The following is a 17,413-nucleotide window of genomic DNA, read 5'->3' on the forward strand; positions in this document are numbered from 1 at the left end:
CACCTATTCAGCCACGCAGCGGTCCATGTCCGTGCGCAGGGTTCTGAGGTCGATCTGCCCCTCATATCCGATGAAAACGATGCGTGAGCGGTGCGTGCCCGCTTCCGGGTCATGGCCCGCGCCCACGGTTACGCGGTTGCCCACCATCTGGAATACGGCGGGTGTTTCGGGCGCATGGCTGGCGTAGAGAATGCCCTTCGCGCGCAGCAGGGTCGGGGCATGCGCGCCGATGACCTGCTGAAAAATGTCGAACGCGATGGGCCGGTCACTCTCCCATGCCAGCGAGGCAAAGGGCTGGACGGGCACGGCATCGCTGGCACGCAGGCCGCGGCTCCTGCCGGGCGTGGCTGCGTAGTCGAAGGAGAAGGAAAACAGCAGGTTTTCCATCTGCTGGACGGCGGTGTTGTCCAGCACGAATTCCGCGCGTTTGCCCTGCGCCAGCACCCGTTCGCGCACGCTCTGGCGCTGCTCAGGGGACATCTGGTCCATTTTGGAGAGGATGATGAAGTCACCGTCACGGAACTGCTCGGCGCGCAGGGATTGCGCAAAATAGGCCGGGTCCTCCAGGATGTCCTGCCCGTCGGCTACGCAGATCACGCTGTCGAGCGCCGCTTCCTTCCAGAATACCGCATCAAGCAGCGCTGTCTTGACATCGCCGATCTGCGAGACGCCGCTACATTCTATGATGATGCCGTCAGGCCGCACGGGCTGGTCAAGCAGGTAACGGATTGTCGAGAGCATGTCGCCCTGCAGCGAACAGCAGATACAGCCGTTGCGCAGCGGAATGACCTGCTCGCGCCCGAGATTGATGAGATCGGCATCAATGTCGATTGCGCCAAAATCATTGACCACGGCCGACAGCTTCCGTGTGGGGAAGCTGTTGATGATCCGGTTGATGAAGGTTGTCTTGCCTGCGCCCAGAAAGCCGCCAATCACGATGACAGGCACCGCACCCATGCGGGCGCCGGCCGGAGGGGTGAGGGCGGTCATGCCCGGTAGCATCCGCGTACCGGCTGCCCGGTGCTGGCATTGGCTGCCAGTTCGCCCGCTTCGATCACGGGCTGGCCATTGACCAGCAGATATTTCACGCCCACCGCAGGCCGGTTCATGGCGGTGAATTCCGCCCGGTCGCTGATCGTGTCCGCATCGAACACACAGATGTCCGCATCGCACCCGACCTGTAGCCGCCCCTTGCGCCGCATGGTCGGGGCTGCGCATTCGATGATGGTGGCCGGCAGCCAGGAACACTTGGCCATGGCATCGATCAGGCTGACGGCCTTGCGCTCGTTCATGTAGACACGCAGGAAGCGCGTGAAGGTGCCGGATGAACGCGGATGGGCCACGGCTTCATCGGGCAGGGGCCACGCATCGCCCATGTAGGTCGATCCGTCAGGCATGGTCCAGGGCATGGCGTCAGATGCGATGATGCCGCCGGGATACAGCACCGATATGTCCAGCAGGTCACGGTGGCGCTGGTTGCTCTCCACATCCAGGAAGTGCCACAGCACAAGGTTGTCGGCCTTTTCCGCGCTGGCGCGCAGCACGTCCTCGCGGCTGGTCATGTGCTGGCCGTTATCAAGGCGCTGGAGCGCGTCGTATCCCTGGCCCGTGCGCTGCGGGAAAGCGGGATCGGCAAAGAAGGGCGCACCAATGACGGTGGATGCCGTGCCATACGGATAGGCTTCCACCGTGATCCGCAGCCCCTGCGCCTGCGCATTGCGCACCAGTTCGGCACAGCGTTCGATATCCATGAGGCTGGTGCTGTTGAAGTGACAGATATGCATGCGCGCGCCGGTTGATCCGGCATAGCCGATCAGGCGGGTATAGGCTTCCACCGAACTGCGTGGGTCGATGTTGGAAGAGAAGGAAATGTGCGTATAGGTCGGCACGTCATAGCGCGCCGCCAGCGAGCATATCTGCGAAACTTCCTTTACCCCCGCGCCCGGCAGGTAGGCATTGGGAATGCCGATGCCGATGCCGCCTTCACGCAGGCCCTGTTCCATCATGGCGGTAATGGCGCTGACCTGCGTGTCGGTTGCCACGTCATCCACCCAGCGCCGGTCGCGGATGCTGCGCCCCATGAGCGTGAGCGGGGCATGGTTGATATCCTGTCCCGTCATGACCGCGATCCGGGCTGCGACCCATGATACGGATATGCCGTAATTCAGAAGCCGGGTGGTTTTGGTCTGCTGTTCGTACCAATGGCCGACCGGCAGGGAGCCGATTTCGAATTCAAGCGTGGTAGTCACGCCATCAAATGCCTGCATGCGGTCGGCGGCAAGGGACTGGCCATGGGCATGTATGTCAATGAAACCGGGGGCGATCACCAGGCCGGTTGCATCGATTTCTTTGTGGCCCGTGCCCTCGACCCTGCCAACCGCCACGATGGCGCTGCCGTTTATGGCCACGTCGCCAATCACGTCCAGCCTGGTTTCAGGGTCGATCAGCCGGCCATTTCTCAAGACGATATCATACATGTCGCGTTACCTGTGTGTTGTGGCACGAAGGGACTGCCGGTGCAGCCTGTCCTGTTTTTCTGTCATGATGTCATGAGGGGCGGACATAGGACAGGACCCCTTGCGCATCGGGGGCAAGGGTCGTGCCCATGGCGTCCGAAAGCTGCGTAAAGCGCTCTTCTATGCTGCGGGCATGCGCGCCGGTTGCAAGGAAGGGAACGCCGCGCCTGTGCCGCTCCATGCCCAGCCCGAGACTGACCGGGTAGATGCGGATGGATTTCAGCCCGTTTGCATCGAATTCACAGATCGGCATGATCGTTTCCCAGAACCGTGTTTCGGCGGGGAAGCCCTTGGTATCGTCCTGTGTGCGCTGCTGGTACACCTTGGCGGGAGTCTGCGCAGGATCGGCACGGAAGCGCTGGTAGGAATCATAAGGCAGGCGGGGCACAAGCTCGTTCTGCCCGATGAAGTTGCCCAGGCTGTAGAAAATCGGCCGGTCCTGATAGATTTCCAGGCCGCGCAGCAGATGTGGCCCGTGGCCTGCAACGATGTCGGCGCCCGCATCGATCATGGCATGGGCGAAGGTGCGCAGGAATTCCGCCGGAATTTCAGGGTCAAGCTGGCCTGCGGTGTTGTAGCCCACCTCATGGGCATGAATGCTGACAATCACCCTGTCTGCCGTCATGCGGGCTTCTTCCACCCAGCGCGCCATGTCGGCCAGGTCGCGCGCGTTTGGCGTGGTGGTGATGCGGGCCTGGGTGCCGGCACGGAAGTTCAGGCCACCGACAGGTAGCACGGACGGATCGGCGGAGGGAAAGGCGAAACCGAGCTGGATGGTCCGCTCCCGCAATGTCTCCAGCCCCAGTGATACGGCAATATCGCGCAGCGTCGTAAAATGCTCGGGCGTGATGGTGTGCATCGTATCAAAATGCAGCGCGCTGGGGCCGGGCCGGCCCTGCATGCCATCGGTCTGGGGGGCGGCTTCCTGGCCTGTGGCAAAGCTTGATGTGCACGATGTCATGGCCACCGTGCCCTGCGGGCGGGTGCAGTAGGTGGGCCTGCGTGCCGCCTCCAGGCAGTCGCCCACGCCGGCATAGAGCAGTTCGCGCGCCTGCATGGCGTCCATGGCCGCGCGCAGGCCGGAGATGCTGTAGTCAAGGCTGTGGTTGGTTGCTGTTGCAAACAGGTCAAAGCCTGCATCGCACAGTTCATCGATCACCCAGGACGGCGCACCGAAATGCGACCCGCCACTTTCCAGGGCCGGATCACCCTGAAAATCGTTTGGCAGCACTTCCAGGTTGGTAAAGGCAACATCCGTGCCACGGATCAGGTCGAATAGCGGCAGAAGGGCTTCATCTTCCAGGCTGTTGAGGCGACGGAGCAGAATGCTATCTCCCGTAAGGGCAATGCGCATGGCGGGCTCTTCTTTTCATGCAATGGCGTTTGAAACAAAAAAAGACTGGCACCCCGTGTGGGATGCCAGTCGGTTACATGGCTTGTTTCATGGTTCAGAAATCACATCCGAAACGCCCGCCCACGAAGCGCGGCGCGCCGGCATAACCGATCTGGTCAACCGTGGCGAAGGTTTCGCTCAGGATATAATGGCGGTTGAGCAGGTTGGAGGCATAGGCGTTGACATACCACTGCCCATTGCGCGGCTTGAAGGTGATGCTCGCACCCATCAGGAAGTAGGAGGGAATGACGTAAACCCCTGTTGCGCGAGGCTGCCAGCCCTGTGCGCCGCGGTAGGAGTAGTTGCCCTCGAAGGTCAGGGTGTAGGCGTTATGTAGCAGCGGCCTGGTCTGGTAGGACACCGAACCGTTCAGCGTCAGCTTGGGGATACCCATGTCCGCGCCGTTATAGTTGGTGGTGAAGGACTTGTATGTCTGGGTCTGGGCAAAATATGCCTGCACGGCCTGCTGGTTGACTTCCTGGAACTGATCATAGGTGCCGCGTTCCCAGCCGATGTTCTGCGTCAGGCTCAGGCCGCGGATGGGGTGGGCCTGGATCTGCACTTCCGTGCCCCAGATGGTGGATTTGGGCGCATTGATGTAGGAACCATAGATGCCCGGCGTGGGGTTGAGGCCCTGGTTGAGCTGGCCGGGAATGACGATCTGCCCCAGGATCTGCTTGTCATGGTAATCATCATAGAACATGGCGGCGTTGACACGCAGGCGATGCTTGAAGAACTCGCTCTTGACCCCGATTTCGTACGCCAGCACCCATTCCGGCTTGAACGGCTTGAGCTGTGCTTCTGATACCGTTGTATTGGTGGTAAAGCCGCCAGGCTTCACGCCGCGCTTGATGGAGGCATACAGCATCACGTCCTGGTTGATGCGCCAGTCAATGCCCACACGCCCCGAGAACTGGTTGGTCATCGCGCCGAAGGTGGGGAAGGGACTGCCGTTCATCAGCCGCTTTTCAGCATTCGTGGGGCCGTAATACTGCACGACCGTGTCATCCACGATCTGGCGGGTATCGGTTTCGTGGTTCAGCCCGAAGTTGATGCGGACGCTGGGAATGATCTTGTAGCTCAGGTTGACAAACTGATCGAATGTTTCGGCAGGCTGGTTGTGATAGCTGTCGCGAATGAACGGATCAGACGGATTGGTGCCGGTTGAATCGAACCAGTTTGCCCCGAAAGTACGGGTGCGGTTATAATAGGCGCCAACGGTCCATTTGAAGCGGTCGTTGAACATCGGCCTGCCTTCGAGGCGGAGTTCCTGCGAGAAGACATTCGATTCGCCAACGAAATATGTATCACCCGATCGCAGGTCCAGCGCGTCACGGTCATTGTATTCGTGGCGCTGCTGCTGTGCGAAGGACGTGATGGATTTCAGCTTGGCAAAACCAAGATCGCGTGACCCCTTGAGGATGATGCTCCACGTCACGTCGTGGTTGTTGGGCACGCTGTTGGGGCTGATGCCCACCTTGTTGGCGAAATTCGGGTTCAGGTTCCACCCGGTATTGTAGATGTTCTGGTCGCGCGGCTGGGCACCGTAGGTGGAGGATGAATACGGATCGCTCAGCACGAAACCGTAGCCGGACTGCGATTCATCTTGTGACCAGTTGGCGATCAGGTCGATGTTGGTCTTGCTGTCAGGCTGCCAGGCCAGGCGGCCGCGCAGGGCGCCCATGTTGGCGTTGCCCACGGTCTGCCCGGTATCGCGGTTACGGAAATAGCCGCCACCTTCCAGCATCTGCCCCGCAATGCGGTACTGCAGGTTATGCGTGATCGAACCCGATACGTAGGCATTGGTCTTGCTGCGGGCATAGGAGGCGATGTCCTCCGATGCGCCGTAATGGAATTCCTTTGTGGGGGCGTTACTGTCGATACGCACCTCGCCACCCGTGTCGGCCATGCCATGCTCGGTGCCTACAGGCCCCGGTTCCACGGCCACGGCGGAAACATCGAACATCTGCCCCGTGCTCATGGAGCTGATCGGGAATGCCACGTCATCGAAGTAGGTCATGACAGATGACATGTTGTTCTGCGTGTAGTCTTCCAGGCCGATGCCGCGCAGGTAATACGATGCGGAAGTGGAGCCGCCTTCGGTCTGGATTGTCAGGTTGGGCACCAGGCGCTGCAGGTCATTGACCGTCTGCACATGCTGCTCGATCAGTGCTGCGGCGCTGATGTGTGAAGTGGAATCCGGCTCGTGCTGCGCTGCAGAGAACTGGAGGGCGCGGTTGCGGCGCACGCTGATGGTTTCAGGTGCCGCCCTGGACTGCAGGGTGGCGGCGGCGGCCGTGGAATGTGTCGATACGGCATGCTGCGGCGCGCCACGATGGGGGCGTTGTGCCGTAGTGTGCGCAGGCTGGGTATCAGCCGCCATGACACTGTGCTGCAGGTCATATCCTGTCCAGCCGAAGGCCGTGGCCAGTAGCAAGGTTTTGCGCAGTGCAAATTTTTTCAAGCTCAACTCACGCCTCCAATCATGCTGGGGTGACACAAACGCCTGATGGTTCGCAGCACCTGATCGTGTGTGGGGTGGGGGATAAGGACTCGTTTTGCGTTCCTGTCGGGAAACTGCGCTGATCATTACGGATGTGGTTTGTTTTCACAGCTGCTATTTTGTTATTCACCGTTGCCTCTGTGGCAACAATTTTTTCATTACCAAAAATGAATGAAGACAATAATATCGTTCTATATCAATTAATTGAATGTCTTTTTTTTATTTTTTTTACAGGATTTCCGGAGGATTTTTCATATCGAAATCGGTCTGAATCGGGGGTGACGTGCTTTCGCATCATCGGTGACGCGATAAAAATGTCACGCTCCGTTCAGTCGGATCGCGGTCCGGCACGGGGGCGGCCGCATTCGTTTCATGCATGACATTAAATTCGGCACCGAAACACTTTTCTGCGTTGACATGGCCGTGCCTTTGAATCGTAAAGTCGGTTGGCAGGCGCATCAGATTTTGCACTGTGGGGAAGGTTGTGAGGCTGTTCCCCACACAATCTGCAAGTAGATGTGCGCAGAATATTTTCATTATCGACAGTCAAAGCAGAGCGGGGTTTATTGATGGCTGATCCATCACGATCTTCCATGAACGCAACGGAGCAGGACATGCTCGGGCGCATCTATCGCAAGATGGATGTGCGTATCGTAACGATCCTGCTGGTTGCCTATCTTCTCGATTGTGTGGATCGGCTGAATATCGGGTTTGCGCAGAAGAACATTTCCGAACATCTGGGCATGAACAGCAGCGATTACGGCATGGCTGCGGGTATTTTCTTCATTGGTTATGTCCTGTTCGAAATTCCATCGAATCTGATGCTGCCGCGTGTGGGCGCGCGGCGTACGTTCGCGCGCATCATGGTCCTGTGGGGGGCGACGTCGGCCTGTATGGGGTTGTTACATGACAAGAACATGTTCTACGTCTTGCGCTTCATGCTCGGCATGTTCGAAGCCGGTTTCGCGCCTGCATGCATGTTCTACCTGGGCCTGTGGTATCCGCCTTCACGGCTGGCTACCGTCCTTTCGGTGCAGCAGACCGCATCGCCCCTGGCCGGTGTCATGGCCGGGCCGCTTTCGGGGTGGCTGATCTCGTCGATGGATCATGTCGGCGGGGTGGATGGCTGGCGGTGGATGTTCATGCTGGAAGGGCTGCCGAGCATCATCATGGGAGTTGTGGTCTTCTTCATCCTGCCCGACCGCCCCGAAGATGCGCGCTGGCTGGATGACCGCGAACGCATGCTGCTGAAACGCGATAGCGCGCCGGCCCCTTCGGCGGTCTATTTTTCCAGTTTTCGGGCCGTGCTGCGCTCGCCCGTGATCTATGTGCTTTCCCTGGCTTATTTCTGCCTGATCTGCGGTATCTACACGGTCAATTTCTGGCTGCCCAACATCATACGCAATGCTGGCGTCCAGTCGGAACTACAGACCGGCCTGTTCTCGGCCATTCCCTACGCCGTGTGCACGATCGCGATCATCATATGGGCGCGCCGCTCCGACCGCACGGGTGAGCGCAGGCTGCACAGCACGCTGCCGGCAGCCTTCGGTGCGCTGGCCCTGTTCGTTACGGCGTTTGTGGGGGGCAGCCTGTTCCTGTCGCTTGTGGTCGTCTCCATTGCAATCTCGCTGATCTTTTCCGCCTACATCATCTTCTGGGCCGTGCCGTGCGAGATGCTCAAGGGCCCGGGTGCGGTTGGCGGCTTTGCGCTGGTCAATTCCATCGGGCTCATGGGCGGGTTCTGCAGTCCCATCATCATCGGTCACCTCACGAACTGGACCGGCACCCTTGCCGCGGGCCTTGTCTGCATGGGCCTGATCGTGGCCACCGGCAGCATTCTCCTGTTCGTGTCCGTGCCACGCGGGCCTGCCAGGCAGCACAAGCCGGTCACGGCCGTAGCCGCCTAGGCACGCAGCAGGCCTGACTGTGGGCAGCCGTGCGCTGGCTGCCCGTCAGACCGTGTTCGTGTTTTCAGATTCCCCGTGCAGGTTGTCCACCTGCCGGTACAGCATCTCGATACGGGCCAGGCGTTCGGTCGTTTCGGTACCCATCGCGCGTTCCACCATGGAGCATAGGGCATTGATGACGGTGGTGCCTGCGCTGTAGCTGTCAAAAATTCCGGGGCTGTCGCTGAAGGTCAGCAGGGATACGGTGACAAGACTGGCCAGCGGGGCGCTGTGCAGGTCGGTGACCAGAATGCTCTGCATGCCGATATTATTGGCCTCGAGCAGGATATTGCGCACCAGTTGCGGCTGCCGGCGAAACCCGACGACAATCAGCAGATCATCGGGCTGCATGGTAGCCACGTCATCACCGGCCGACATGCCGTTCTGGGCAATCAGCCGCACATCGGTCTTGAGCAGGACCAGCAGCGCGCGCATGTACAACGCCAGTGACGTGGAATTGCGGAAACCTGTGACCCAGATCCGCGGGGCGGCCACAATCATGCCGACGGCCTTGTGCATGGCGCGATCCGGAATTTTTTCCAGGGTATAGGTCAGGTTGCTGATATCAGCCTGGATATAGGCCGCGAGCGTGTTGTCCGACTGGCCACCGTTGCGCAGCCTTTCTTCCTGCCGCAGGGAAGGCGGCGCCCAGTTGACCTGCGCGCGGGCCTGCGCGCGGGCCGCCGTGTAGCTCTCATATCCCAGCCGCTTGAACAGCCGTGCCGCTGTGGCGTTTGAAACCTGTGCCCGTTCAGCCAGCTCATTTGCGGCGTAGCTTGAAATGTCGCCATGCAGTTCACGGATTACGGTCGCGAGCCTGCGTTCCCCCGGGGTGAGGTGTTCCAGCGCATCCATGATCCGCTGGTTGAGCGAACTGCTTTTTTTCTGGTTCAAAAAATTATGCCTTTCCTTTGTGAAAAGATTTTTTCATAATAGCACGATAATGAAAATCGTACGCGGTTTCACGGGTAACCCTACTCTTGTCACAGGAGTTACCGTGTTGTCCGTCTTTAAGGGAACTGAAAATCGTGACTGATCCGTATGCGGGCATGGTTATTGATGCGCATCATGCTGGCCAGCGTGGGGCGGGTGGTTACCCGGCTACACTGGCAAAGGCCCTGAACCGTCATTTTACGGCTGATGCCCTTGCCATTATTTCGCAGTGGCCCGGTTACAGGCCAACCCCGCTGCTGGCGCTGTCCGCCATGGCGGTCGATGCGGGTGTGGGCAGCGTGCTGTACAAGCATGAAGCCGGTCGGTTCGGTCTGGGCAGCTTCAAGGCGCTGGGGGGAGGGTATGCGGTTTTTCGTCTTCTTGCCCAGCGAATCGAGGAAGAAACCGGCCACGTGCCGCAGGTGGCGGACCTGCTTGCCGGGCGTTACCGCGACATCACCCAGAAGGTGACCGTAACCTGCGCGACCGATGGCAACCATGGCCGTTCGGTTGCGTGGGGGGCTTCGCTTTTTGGCTGCAACAGCGTGATTTTCGTGCATGGTACGGTCACCCGCCAGCGGGCAGAGGAAATCGCCCGCCTGGGTGCCAGAATCGTACGTGATCCGGGCAATTATGATGATGCCGTGCGCGCCGCCAATGCAGCAGGCGAAGCGAATGGATGGCTGGTGGTCTCCGATACATCCTATGAAGGATACATGACCGTGCCACTGGATGTGATGCGCGGTTACGGCGTGCTGCTGCATGAAACGCTGGAGCAGCTGGGCAGCACGCGGCCCACGCATGTTTTCCTGCAGGGCGGCGTGGGCGGGTTTGCCGCCGCCATCATTTCCGGCCTGTGGGAACATTACGGGGCGAACTGCCCGCGCATCATCATTGTCGAGCCTGAAAACGCAGCCTGCCTGCTGCTGAGTGCGCGCAATGGCCGCCCGAGTGTTGTCAGCGGCCTGCATGACACGATCATGGCCGGTCTGGCCTGTGGCGAGCCCTCCCTCGTGGCGTGGCCGTATGTGGAGGGGGCGGTTTCCGACTATCTCGCCATCCCCGATGAGGCCGTGCGCGTTGCCATCCGGCAGCTGGCGCAGGGTAGCGGGCAGCCGCCCGTTATTGCGGGGGAAAGCGGGGCCGCGGGCCTGGCTGGCCTGCTCGTGGCCGCAGCCGATGGAACGATGCGCCAGGCGCTGGGGCTGGATGGTCAGTCCTGCGTGCTGCTGGTCGGCACGGAAGGAGCGACGGACGTGCAGATGTGGGAAAGCATAACCGGCCGTAAACTGGAACAGCCCGCATGACGGCGCCCACACTCCAGGTCAACCCGACCCGCCTGCTGCAGCGTATCGCCAGCCTTGGTGCCTGTGGCGCCCTGTCGGGGGGCGGGGTCTCCCGCCTTGCGCTGACGGATGCGGATGCACAGGGGCGCGCCGAACTGCTGCGTCAGATGCGTGAACTGGACATGGAGATCCGGATCGACCCTGTCGGCAACATCTTCGGCATCCATGCGGGTGTCGAGGATGCGGTTGTCATGATGGGATCGCATATCGACACGGTCTCGACCGGCGGGTTGTATGACGGGACGCTGGGCGTCATTGCCGGGCTGGAGGTCGTGGCATGCCTGAAGGATGCGGGCATCCGCCCGCGCCACCCCGTGGTGGTCGCCGCCTTTACCAATGAGGAAGGCGCGCGCTACGCGCCCGACATGCTGGGCAGCCTGGTCTATTCCGGTGTGATGGATGTGCAGGATGCCTACCGCATAACGGGATGCGACGGCTCGGTCCTGGGCGAGGAACTGCGCCGGATCGGCTATTGCGGCATGCAGTCCGGGCCGCAGGCCATCCATGCCTATGTGGAACTGCATATCGAGCAGGGACCGGTGCTGGAAGACCGGGGCCTCAATATCGGTATCGTCACCGGGGTGCAGGGTATTTCATGGACCGAAATCACGGTGGAGGGGCGCTCGGCGCATGCCGGCACCACGCCAATGCGGCTGCGGCATGATGCGGGGCTGGCCGCAGCGTACATCACCATGGGCCTGTCCGACATGGTGGCCCGCATGGGGCCAGAGCAGCTTGCAACTGTTGGCGCACTGAGCCTTGCCCCCAATCTGGTCAATGTGGTCGCCAGTCGCGCGGTCATGACGGTTGATCTGCGCAACCCCGACAACACCGCATTGTGCGCGGCTGAATCCACGCTGGCAAAACTGATGGGCGAAGCCGCAACCCGTTACGGCGTGAACGTGTCGCACCGCACCCTTGCCCGTTTTGAACCGGTGCCCTTCACGTCCACCCTTGTCGATACCATCGAGGCAACAGCCCGCAAGATGGATCTGAGCTGCATGCGGCTGTATTCCGGTGCGGGTCACGATGCCCAGATGATTGCCCCCATCGCCCCCACCGCCATGATTTTCGTGCCCAGTGTTGCGGGGATCAGCCACAATATCCGTGAATACACCCATCCAGACGACATAATGAATGGGGCCAATCTCTTGCTGCGTGTTGTCACAGATCAGGCAGGCATTGCCTGAAGCCGGAAAGATAGAGTGATGTCCAGAGAAATTATTGTGGCAGCGGCCCAGATGGGGCCGATCGCACGCCACGAGACACGTACCCAGGTTGTCGTTCGCATGCTTGCCCTGCTTGAAAAGGCGGCAAGGCGTGGGGCCAACCTTGTGGTGTATCCCGAACTGACGCTTACCACGTTCTTTCCGCGCTGGTTCATGGCTGACCAGGCTGAAATCGATACGTTCTTTGAAACGGAAATGCCCTCGGCTGAAGTGGCGCCCCTGTTTGCCCGCGCGCGTGAACTCGGCATCGCCATGAACTTTGGTTATGCCGAAAAAACGGTGATCGATGGCACGATGCGCCGTTTCAATACCGCCATACTGGTGGATCAGGACGGCAATATCTGCCTGAAATACCATAAGATTCATTTGCCCGGCCACCCCGAGCACGAACCCTGGCGGCAGTTCCAGCATCTGGAAAAGCGCTATTTCGAACTGGGGGAAGCACCTTACGGCTGCGCTGACGTGCTGGGGGGCAAGATGTCCATGGCGATCTGTAACGACCGCCGCTGGCCCGAAACATACCGCGAGGTCAGCCTGCGCGGCGCCGAAATGCTGTTGATCGGCTATAATACGCCACTGCATTATCCGCTGGCGCCCGAGCACGATCATCTCCAGTCCTTCCATAACCACCTGTGCATGCAGGCGGGCGCGTACCAGAATGGCCTGTGGGTTGTAGCCGTAGGCAAGGCCGGGACTGAGGAAGGTGTCGCGATGCTGGGGCAGAGCTGCATCATTGCCCCCACGGGTGAAATCGTGGCGCTGGCCAGCACCACCGGCGATGAGGTCGTAACGGCATGTTGTGATCTTGATCGCTGCCAGGAATTGCGTGAAAATATCTTCAACTTTTCAAAGAACAGGCGCCCCGACATGTACACCGCGATATGATTTATGAGAGAATATTCTTTTCTGTTTCATAGAGAGAAATAAGCTTTCATATCCATCCGCGCTGCCGGTCCGGGCTCAGCAGGCAAAATATATTTGTTTGCATGTCAAAATAACATGCTGTTATGGTTTACCCGTTCCGGTGTGGTGGCCTGTATACAGGCCTGCATTACGGAACTTGTGTCTATTTTTTCTATCGTTTGTTTCGTATTGTATGCATGTATATGGGTCCGATATTTATTAACGTAAATATCGTTCCCGCTGTTTATGGGGCGCGGAAAGAAAAGTCATGACCAGTCTGTGTGATGTATCGGCAATAGGGCTCTGTCAGATGTTGCGGGCGCGTGATGTTTCCGCCCATGAGGTCCTGGATTCCTGCCTTGAGCGGATCGAGGACATCAATCCCGCCATCAATGCCATTGTCGCCATGGATGTACAGGCCGCCCGTACCCAGGCGGACCACGCTGACCAGGCCCTACGGGCCGGGGAGGATGTCGGGCCGTTATGCGGGCTGCCTGTGGGCATCAAGGATACGCACGTCACCGCCCATCTGCGCACGACCTTCGGCAGCCCCATCTATGCCAATTACGTGCCGGAGCATGATCAGGGCATTGTGCGCCGCCTGCGTGCCGCAGGGGCGGTCATTGTTGGCAAGACCAACACGCCGGAATGGGCGGCAGGCGCCAATAGCCGCAACCCCGTATATGGCGCGACGGGCAACCCGTTCAATCCTCTGCTTTCCGCCGCCGGGTCGTCTGGCGGTTCGGGTGCGGCGCTCGCCTGCGGCATGCTGCCCCTGTGCACGGGGTCTGATACGGGTGGCAGCCTGCGCAACCCGGCGGCCTTCAACGGCATCGTCGGCATGCGCCCATCTCCCGGGCTGGTGGCGAATGAGCGGCGGCCACAGGGCTGGTTCCCGCTTTCGGTTGACGGGCCGATGGCACGCAACGTGGCGGATACGGCGCTCATGCTGTCCGTCATCGCCAGTGACTCCTGCGAAGATCCGCTTGCCTATACCCTGCCGACCGGGGCCGTGCGCGCCGTGCCGCAGGACTACACCCCGACCGAGCCCGCCTGCACCGGCAGGCTGCGCCTTGCCGTGACCGAGGATTTTGGCTTCGCGCCCACCGAAAATCTTGTCAGGCGGGCCTTTCGGGCCAGGGTGCCAGCCATTGCCGCCCTGTTTGGCAGCATGACGCAGGCGCATCCTGACTGCACGCAGGCTGATGAGGTGTTCAGCATCCAGCGGGCCTCCATGTTCCTTTCGGCGCATCATGAGCGTTATGTCAGCCACTTCGAGCAGATTGGCCCCAATATTCGTGCCAATATTGAAGAAGGGCTTCAATATACCCTGCACGACCAGGCCCGCGCGGCGGTTCTCCAGACCCGTATCTATCGTTCCTATCAGGCGTTTTTCCGCGATCATGACATCCTGATCAGTCCCGCCATCACCTTGTCTCCCCGGCCCTGGACGGAACTGTACCCTGCCGAGATCGATGGCAGGAAAACGCGCAGTTATTATCACTGGCTGGCGCTGGCCTATGCGGTGACCCTGTCCGGGCACCCTGCCATCAGCATCCCCGTGGGGCTTGATGAGGCAGGCATGCCGTTCGGGCTGCAGATTGTCGCGCCCCGGGGCGGGGATGCGCTGCTGATGCAGGTTGCCCTTGCCGTGGAGCAGGCGCTGGCATCCGATCCGGCGCTGTGCCGCCCGCTGCCGGATCTTGATGCGCTGCGCAAGGCGCCGCCCATCGCGCAGTATCCCGGTTTTTTCGGGTAGCGGCTGCGCAGGATCACCCATCCATCAGGCACGCCTTACGTCAACATATAATGGGGCCACGACCGCCGGGGTGGTGGCACGAACGGAACAGGAATGATGCAGGCATCGGTAATCGTTTTGGGTGCGGGCATGGTCGGAACCAGCACGGCCTACCACCTGCGCCAGCAGGGGCTGGAGGTCGTTCTGGTCGATGCCAGGCAGCCCGGGCTGGAAACATCGTACGGCAACGCAGGTGTCATCCAGCGCGAGGCGGTGGAGCCCTATCCGTTCCCCCGTTCCGTGGGCAAGCTGCTCAGGGTGGGACTGGGGCTGGACAATACGGTTCATTACACGCCATCGGCCCTGCCGGGTCTTGCCTCGCGCCTGCTGCGGTACTGGTGGAATTCACGTCCGTCGGCTTATGGCCATATTGCCAGCGCCTATTCCGCCCTGATCCGGCATGCGCTCGACGAGCACCTTCCCATGATCGAGCGCGCGGGCGCATCTGAGCAGATCGTCAGGGATACGGGCATGTACATCATGTACCGTTCCGCGCGTGAACTGCAGGCTGAAGCCACGATTGCGCGGCAGAAGGCAGAGCAGTATGGCCTGAAGCTTGATGTGCTGAACGGGGCGGAACTGACGTTGGCGCAACCCATGCTCAGGGGCACCATGGCGGGGGCGCTGCACTGGCGTGATCCGTGGAGCATTCACGGCCCCGGCCGACTGGTGGGCCGGTATGCGGAACTGTTCGGGCGCGATGGCGGCCACTTTGGCATTGGCCATGCCCAGACCCTGCGCCCGAACGGGGCGGGCTGGCAGATCAATACGGCGGATGGCGTGGTGCAGGCCGAGCATGTGGTGATTGCGCTGGGCCCCTGGGCGCGCGAGGCCCTGCTGCCATTTGGGTATGATGTGCCGCTTTTCGCCAAGCGGGGCTACCACCGTGAATTTGCCGAGGTGAAGAACTGCCCCGATGCCCCGATGCTCGATACCCATACCGGCACCATGCTGGCCCCGATGGGCGATGGCGTGCTGCGGGTGACCACGGGGGCGGATTTTTCACGTTTCGGCGCGCCGCCTGCCCTGCGGCAACTAACCCGTTGCTGCCGGCATGCCGGTGAATTGCTTGACCTTGAGGGCAGCCGCCCCAATGGCGGGCCATGGCTGGGTAACCGGCCCTGCATGCCCGACATGCTGCCCGTTATCGGGCCTGCGCCCCGGCACAAGGGCATGTGGTTCCATTTTGGCCATGGCCACCAGGGCATTACGCTTGGCCCGGTAACAGGGCGCATGCTGGCTGAACGCATTGCGGGCAAGACATCTTTCATCAACATGACGCCTTACCTGCCTGACCGCCTGGGCCTGTAACCGCAGGCCGGGCGCGAACACAGCCGCTTTGTGCCGTTACTGATATGAAATGGGATCCGTGATGCCATTCAATATTAAAAATCCTGTATCGAAATGGTGGGTGTTCGCGCTTCTTTACGTGGCCTGGTGTCTTTCCTTTCTTGACCGCTCGGCCATGAACATGGCCGCACCCGTTATTGTTGGGGATCTGCATATCTCACCTGCCAGGCAGGGCATGATACTGGGCATATTCTATCTGGGATATGCCTTCATGCAGATTCCCGGCGGGTGGATGGCCGACCGGTACGGCCCCAAATGGATTGTCATCACGGGCCTGGTCGCATGGTCGGCCTTTACCATGATGACCGGACTGACATGGTCGTTCCTGTCCCTGATCGGGGTGAGGGTGCTGTTCGGACTGGGGGAGGGGATCTTTCCCGGTGCCAGTGTAAAGAGCATTTACCAGTATTTCGTGCCGAAGGAGAGAGGCAGCACGACAGCGTTCCTGATGTCGTCAAACTTTGTTGGCAGCATGATTGCGCCGTTCGTCATCATTCCGCTTATCTATTACATGGGCTGGCGTGCCGTGTTCGTGGTCATGAGCGGTGTGGGGATGCTGCTGGCGGGGGTGTATGCCCTGTCGGTACCACGACAGGCAGGGGGGCCGGACAATGTGCCGACCATTCCCGTAAACTGGCACACGATTGCAATACTTCTTAAACTGCGTGAAACATGGCGGCTTGTTGGTATTTTCTTTTGCATCAGCCTTGTCAATAAAGGGCTGGATACCTGGATGCCGTCCTACCTACTGCGTGAATGCGGCATTTCCCTAAAATCCGCAGGCTTTCTGCTTTCTGCGCCCTACCTTTCCGCCGGGATTGCAACGGCACTGGGGGGATGGGTGCTGATGCGGTATTTTCATGACCGTGAGCGCATGTTCATGAACGTGAACATCGTGCTGTTATGCCTGGCGCTGGGTGGCATGTACTGTGCTTCTACGGTCAATGAAGTCATTTTCTGTGAAGTTCTGGTCTATTTTTTCAAGTCGCTTGCCTTTTCAGCCATCATGTTCCTGCCGTCGCGCACGTTGCCGCCCGTCTTTATCGGGTTGGGCATCAGCATCATCAATTTTGGTGGTCAGGTGGCAGGGTTTGTTTCCGCGCCCCTGATCGGGCTTATTCTCGGCGTGACAAAAAGCTACAGTATCGTTTTTCTCTGTCTTGTGGGCGCTGCGGCATGGGCCATGGTAATCAACATGGCTTGTGGCCGGGTTGCACTGTATCAGCCGGGCAATGAAGAGCGGTAAGAAACTGTTTTGAAACAAATGCTTGATGGAAGCACGAAAATTTTCTGGGTGTCGCCTTTTTTCAGGGCCTGTTGGGAATTATCGTGAATTGATGATTGCAGCGGAGAGATAAATCATCGCTGTGAATGATCTGTCTGTCTTGTCGCTCCGCGTGGCGATACGCTTGAACTCCTTGAGCTTGCAGAAGAAGTTCTCGATGAGATGGCGCGCCTTGAACAGGGCTTTATCGAACGGGCGTCTGTCGAGACGA

At 59.9% G+C, this 17,413-nt stretch carries 12 protein-coding genes and 1 pseudogene; 7 read left to right on the forward strand and 6 right to left on the reverse strand.

Annotated features, from left to right (window positions below; genetic code table 11):
- Positions 1-3 precede the first annotated feature (3 nt).
- The 4 genes from HNW77_RS11980 to HNW77_RS11995 form a co-directional block, all read right to left on the reverse strand.
- Positions 4-990, reverse strand: a complete 987-nt coding sequence (locus HNW77_RS11980; RefSeq protein WP_172157900.1) for a CobW family GTP-binding protein — start codon at positions 988-990, stop codon at positions 4-6.
- The gene (locus HNW77_RS11985) at positions 987-2,477 is read right to left on the reverse strand and encodes an amidohydrolase family protein (protein ID WP_172157901.1); all 1,491 of its coding nucleotides are present in this window, start codon (positions 2,475-2,477) and stop codon (positions 987-989) included. The genes HNW77_RS11980 and HNW77_RS11985 overlap by 4 nt, the downstream gene beginning before the upstream one ends.
- Before the next feature lie 70 nt (positions 2,478-2,547).
- On the reverse strand, positions 2,548-3,870 hold the full coding sequence (locus HNW77_RS11990; RefSeq protein WP_172157903.1) for a CapA family protein: 1,323 nt from the start codon (positions 3,868-3,870) through the stop codon (positions 2,548-2,550).
- A 94-nt stretch (positions 3,871-3,964) separates the two neighbouring features.
- On the reverse strand, positions 3,965-6,373 hold the full coding sequence (locus HNW77_RS11995) for a TonB-dependent receptor (RefSeq protein ID WP_172157905.1): 2,409 nt from the start codon (positions 6,371-6,373) through the stop codon (positions 3,965-3,967).
- Between the two features lie 608 nt (positions 6,374-6,981).
- Between HNW77_RS11995 and HNW77_RS12000 the strand changes: the two genes are divergently transcribed.
- Positions 6,982-8,319 (forward strand): MFS transporter, encoded by a 1,338-nt coding sequence (locus HNW77_RS12000; RefSeq protein WP_172157906.1) that lies wholly within the window; start codon positions 6,982-6,984, stop codon positions 8,317-8,319.
- Between the two features lie 45 nt (positions 8,320-8,364).
- Here the strand turns inward: HNW77_RS12000 and HNW77_RS12005 are convergent, their stop codons facing one another.
- Positions 8,365-9,252, reverse strand: a complete 888-nt coding sequence (locus tag HNW77_RS12005) for a MurR/RpiR family transcriptional regulator (RefSeq protein WP_172157908.1) — start codon at positions 9,250-9,252, stop codon at positions 8,365-8,367.
- Positions 9,253-9,386: 134 nt separating this feature from the next.
- Here HNW77_RS12005 and HNW77_RS12010 point away from each other — a divergent pair, with 134 nt between their 5' ends.
- From HNW77_RS12010 to HNW77_RS12035, 6 genes are all read left to right on the forward strand, one after another.
- Positions 9,387-10,598: a diaminopropionate ammonia-lyase gene (locus tag HNW77_RS12010; protein WP_172157910.1), complete on the forward strand. Its 1,212-nt coding sequence runs from the start codon at positions 9,387-9,389 to the stop codon at positions 10,596-10,598.
- Positions 10,595-11,827, forward strand: coding sequence for a Zn-dependent hydrolase (locus HNW77_RS12015; protein WP_172157912.1), 1,233 nt, complete (start codon positions 10,595-10,597; stop codon positions 11,825-11,827). Before HNW77_RS12010 ends, HNW77_RS12015 begins: the two co-directional genes overlap by 4 nt.
- An 18-nt stretch (positions 11,828-11,845) precedes the next feature.
- The gene (locus tag HNW77_RS12020) at positions 11,846-12,751 is read left to right on the forward strand and encodes an N-carbamoyl-D-amino-acid hydrolase (protein ID WP_172157914.1); all 906 of its coding nucleotides are present in this window, start codon (positions 11,846-11,848) and stop codon (positions 12,749-12,751) included.
- A gap of 286 nt (positions 12,752-13,037) precedes the next feature.
- Positions 13,038-14,528 carry an amidase gene (locus HNW77_RS12025; protein WP_172157915.1) on the forward strand — a complete coding sequence of 497 codons (1,491 nt, stop codon included), beginning with the start codon at positions 13,038-13,040 and terminating at the stop codon, positions 14,526-14,528.
- A 93-nt stretch (positions 14,529-14,621) separates the two neighbouring features.
- Complete coding sequence (locus HNW77_RS12030) at positions 14,622-15,878, forward strand: NAD(P)/FAD-dependent oxidoreductase (RefSeq protein ID WP_241694443.1); 1,257 nt, start codon at positions 14,622-14,624, stop codon at positions 15,876-15,878.
- A 61-nt stretch (positions 15,879-15,939) separates the two neighbouring features.
- The gene (locus tag HNW77_RS12035; RefSeq protein WP_172157917.1) at positions 15,940-17,163 is read left to right on the forward strand and encodes an MFS transporter; all 1,224 of its coding nucleotides are present in this window, start codon (positions 15,940-15,942) and stop codon (positions 17,161-17,163) included.
- A gap of 78 nt (positions 17,164-17,241) precedes the next feature.
- Here HNW77_RS12035 and HNW77_RS12040 read toward each other — a convergent pair.
- Positions 17,242-17,413 (reverse strand): annotated as a pseudogene (locus tag HNW77_RS12040) (IS5/IS1182 family transposase); the annotation flags it as partial.

It is taken from the genome of Komagataeibacter melomenusus (assembly GCF_013155395.1).
Classification (GTDB): domain Bacteria; phylum Pseudomonadota; class Alphaproteobacteria; order Acetobacterales; family Acetobacteraceae; genus Komagataeibacter; species Komagataeibacter melomenusus.

Bases quoted from the DNA above. Each gene is read 5' to 3' on its own strand.
- HNW77_RS12025 (WP_172157915.1), top strand. From the start codon at position 13,038: ATGACCAGTCTGTGTGATGTATCGGCAATAGGGCTCTGTCAGATGTTG.
- HNW77_RS12035 (WP_172157917.1), top strand. From the start codon at position 15,940: ATGCCATTCAATATTAAAAATCCTGTATCGAAATGGTGGGTGTTCGCG.
- HNW77_RS12000 (WP_172157906.1), top strand. From the start codon at position 6,982: ATGGCTGATCCATCACGATCTTCCATGAACGCAACGGAGCAGGACATG.
- HNW77_RS11990 (WP_172157903.1), bottom strand. From the start codon at position 3,870: ATGCGCATTGCCCTTACGGGAGATAGCATTCTGCTCCGTCGCCTCAAC.
- HNW77_RS12020 (WP_172157914.1), top strand. From the start codon at position 11,846: ATGTCCAGAGAAATTATTGTGGCAGCGGCCCAGATGGGGCCGATCGCA.
- HNW77_RS11980 (WP_172157900.1), bottom strand. From the start codon at position 990: ATGACCGCCCTCACCCCTCCGGCCGGCGCCCGCATGGGTGCGGTGCCT.
- HNW77_RS12015 (WP_172157912.1), top strand. From the start codon at position 10,595: ATGACGGCGCCCACACTCCAGGTCAACCCGACCCGCCTGCTGCAGCGT.
- HNW77_RS12030 (WP_241694443.1), top strand. From the start codon at position 14,622: ATGATGCAGGCATCGGTAATCGTTTTGGGTGCGGGCATGGTCGGAACC.
- HNW77_RS11985 (WP_172157901.1), bottom strand. From the start codon at position 2,477: ATGTATGATATCGTCTTGAGAAATGGCCGGCTGATCGACCCTGAAACC.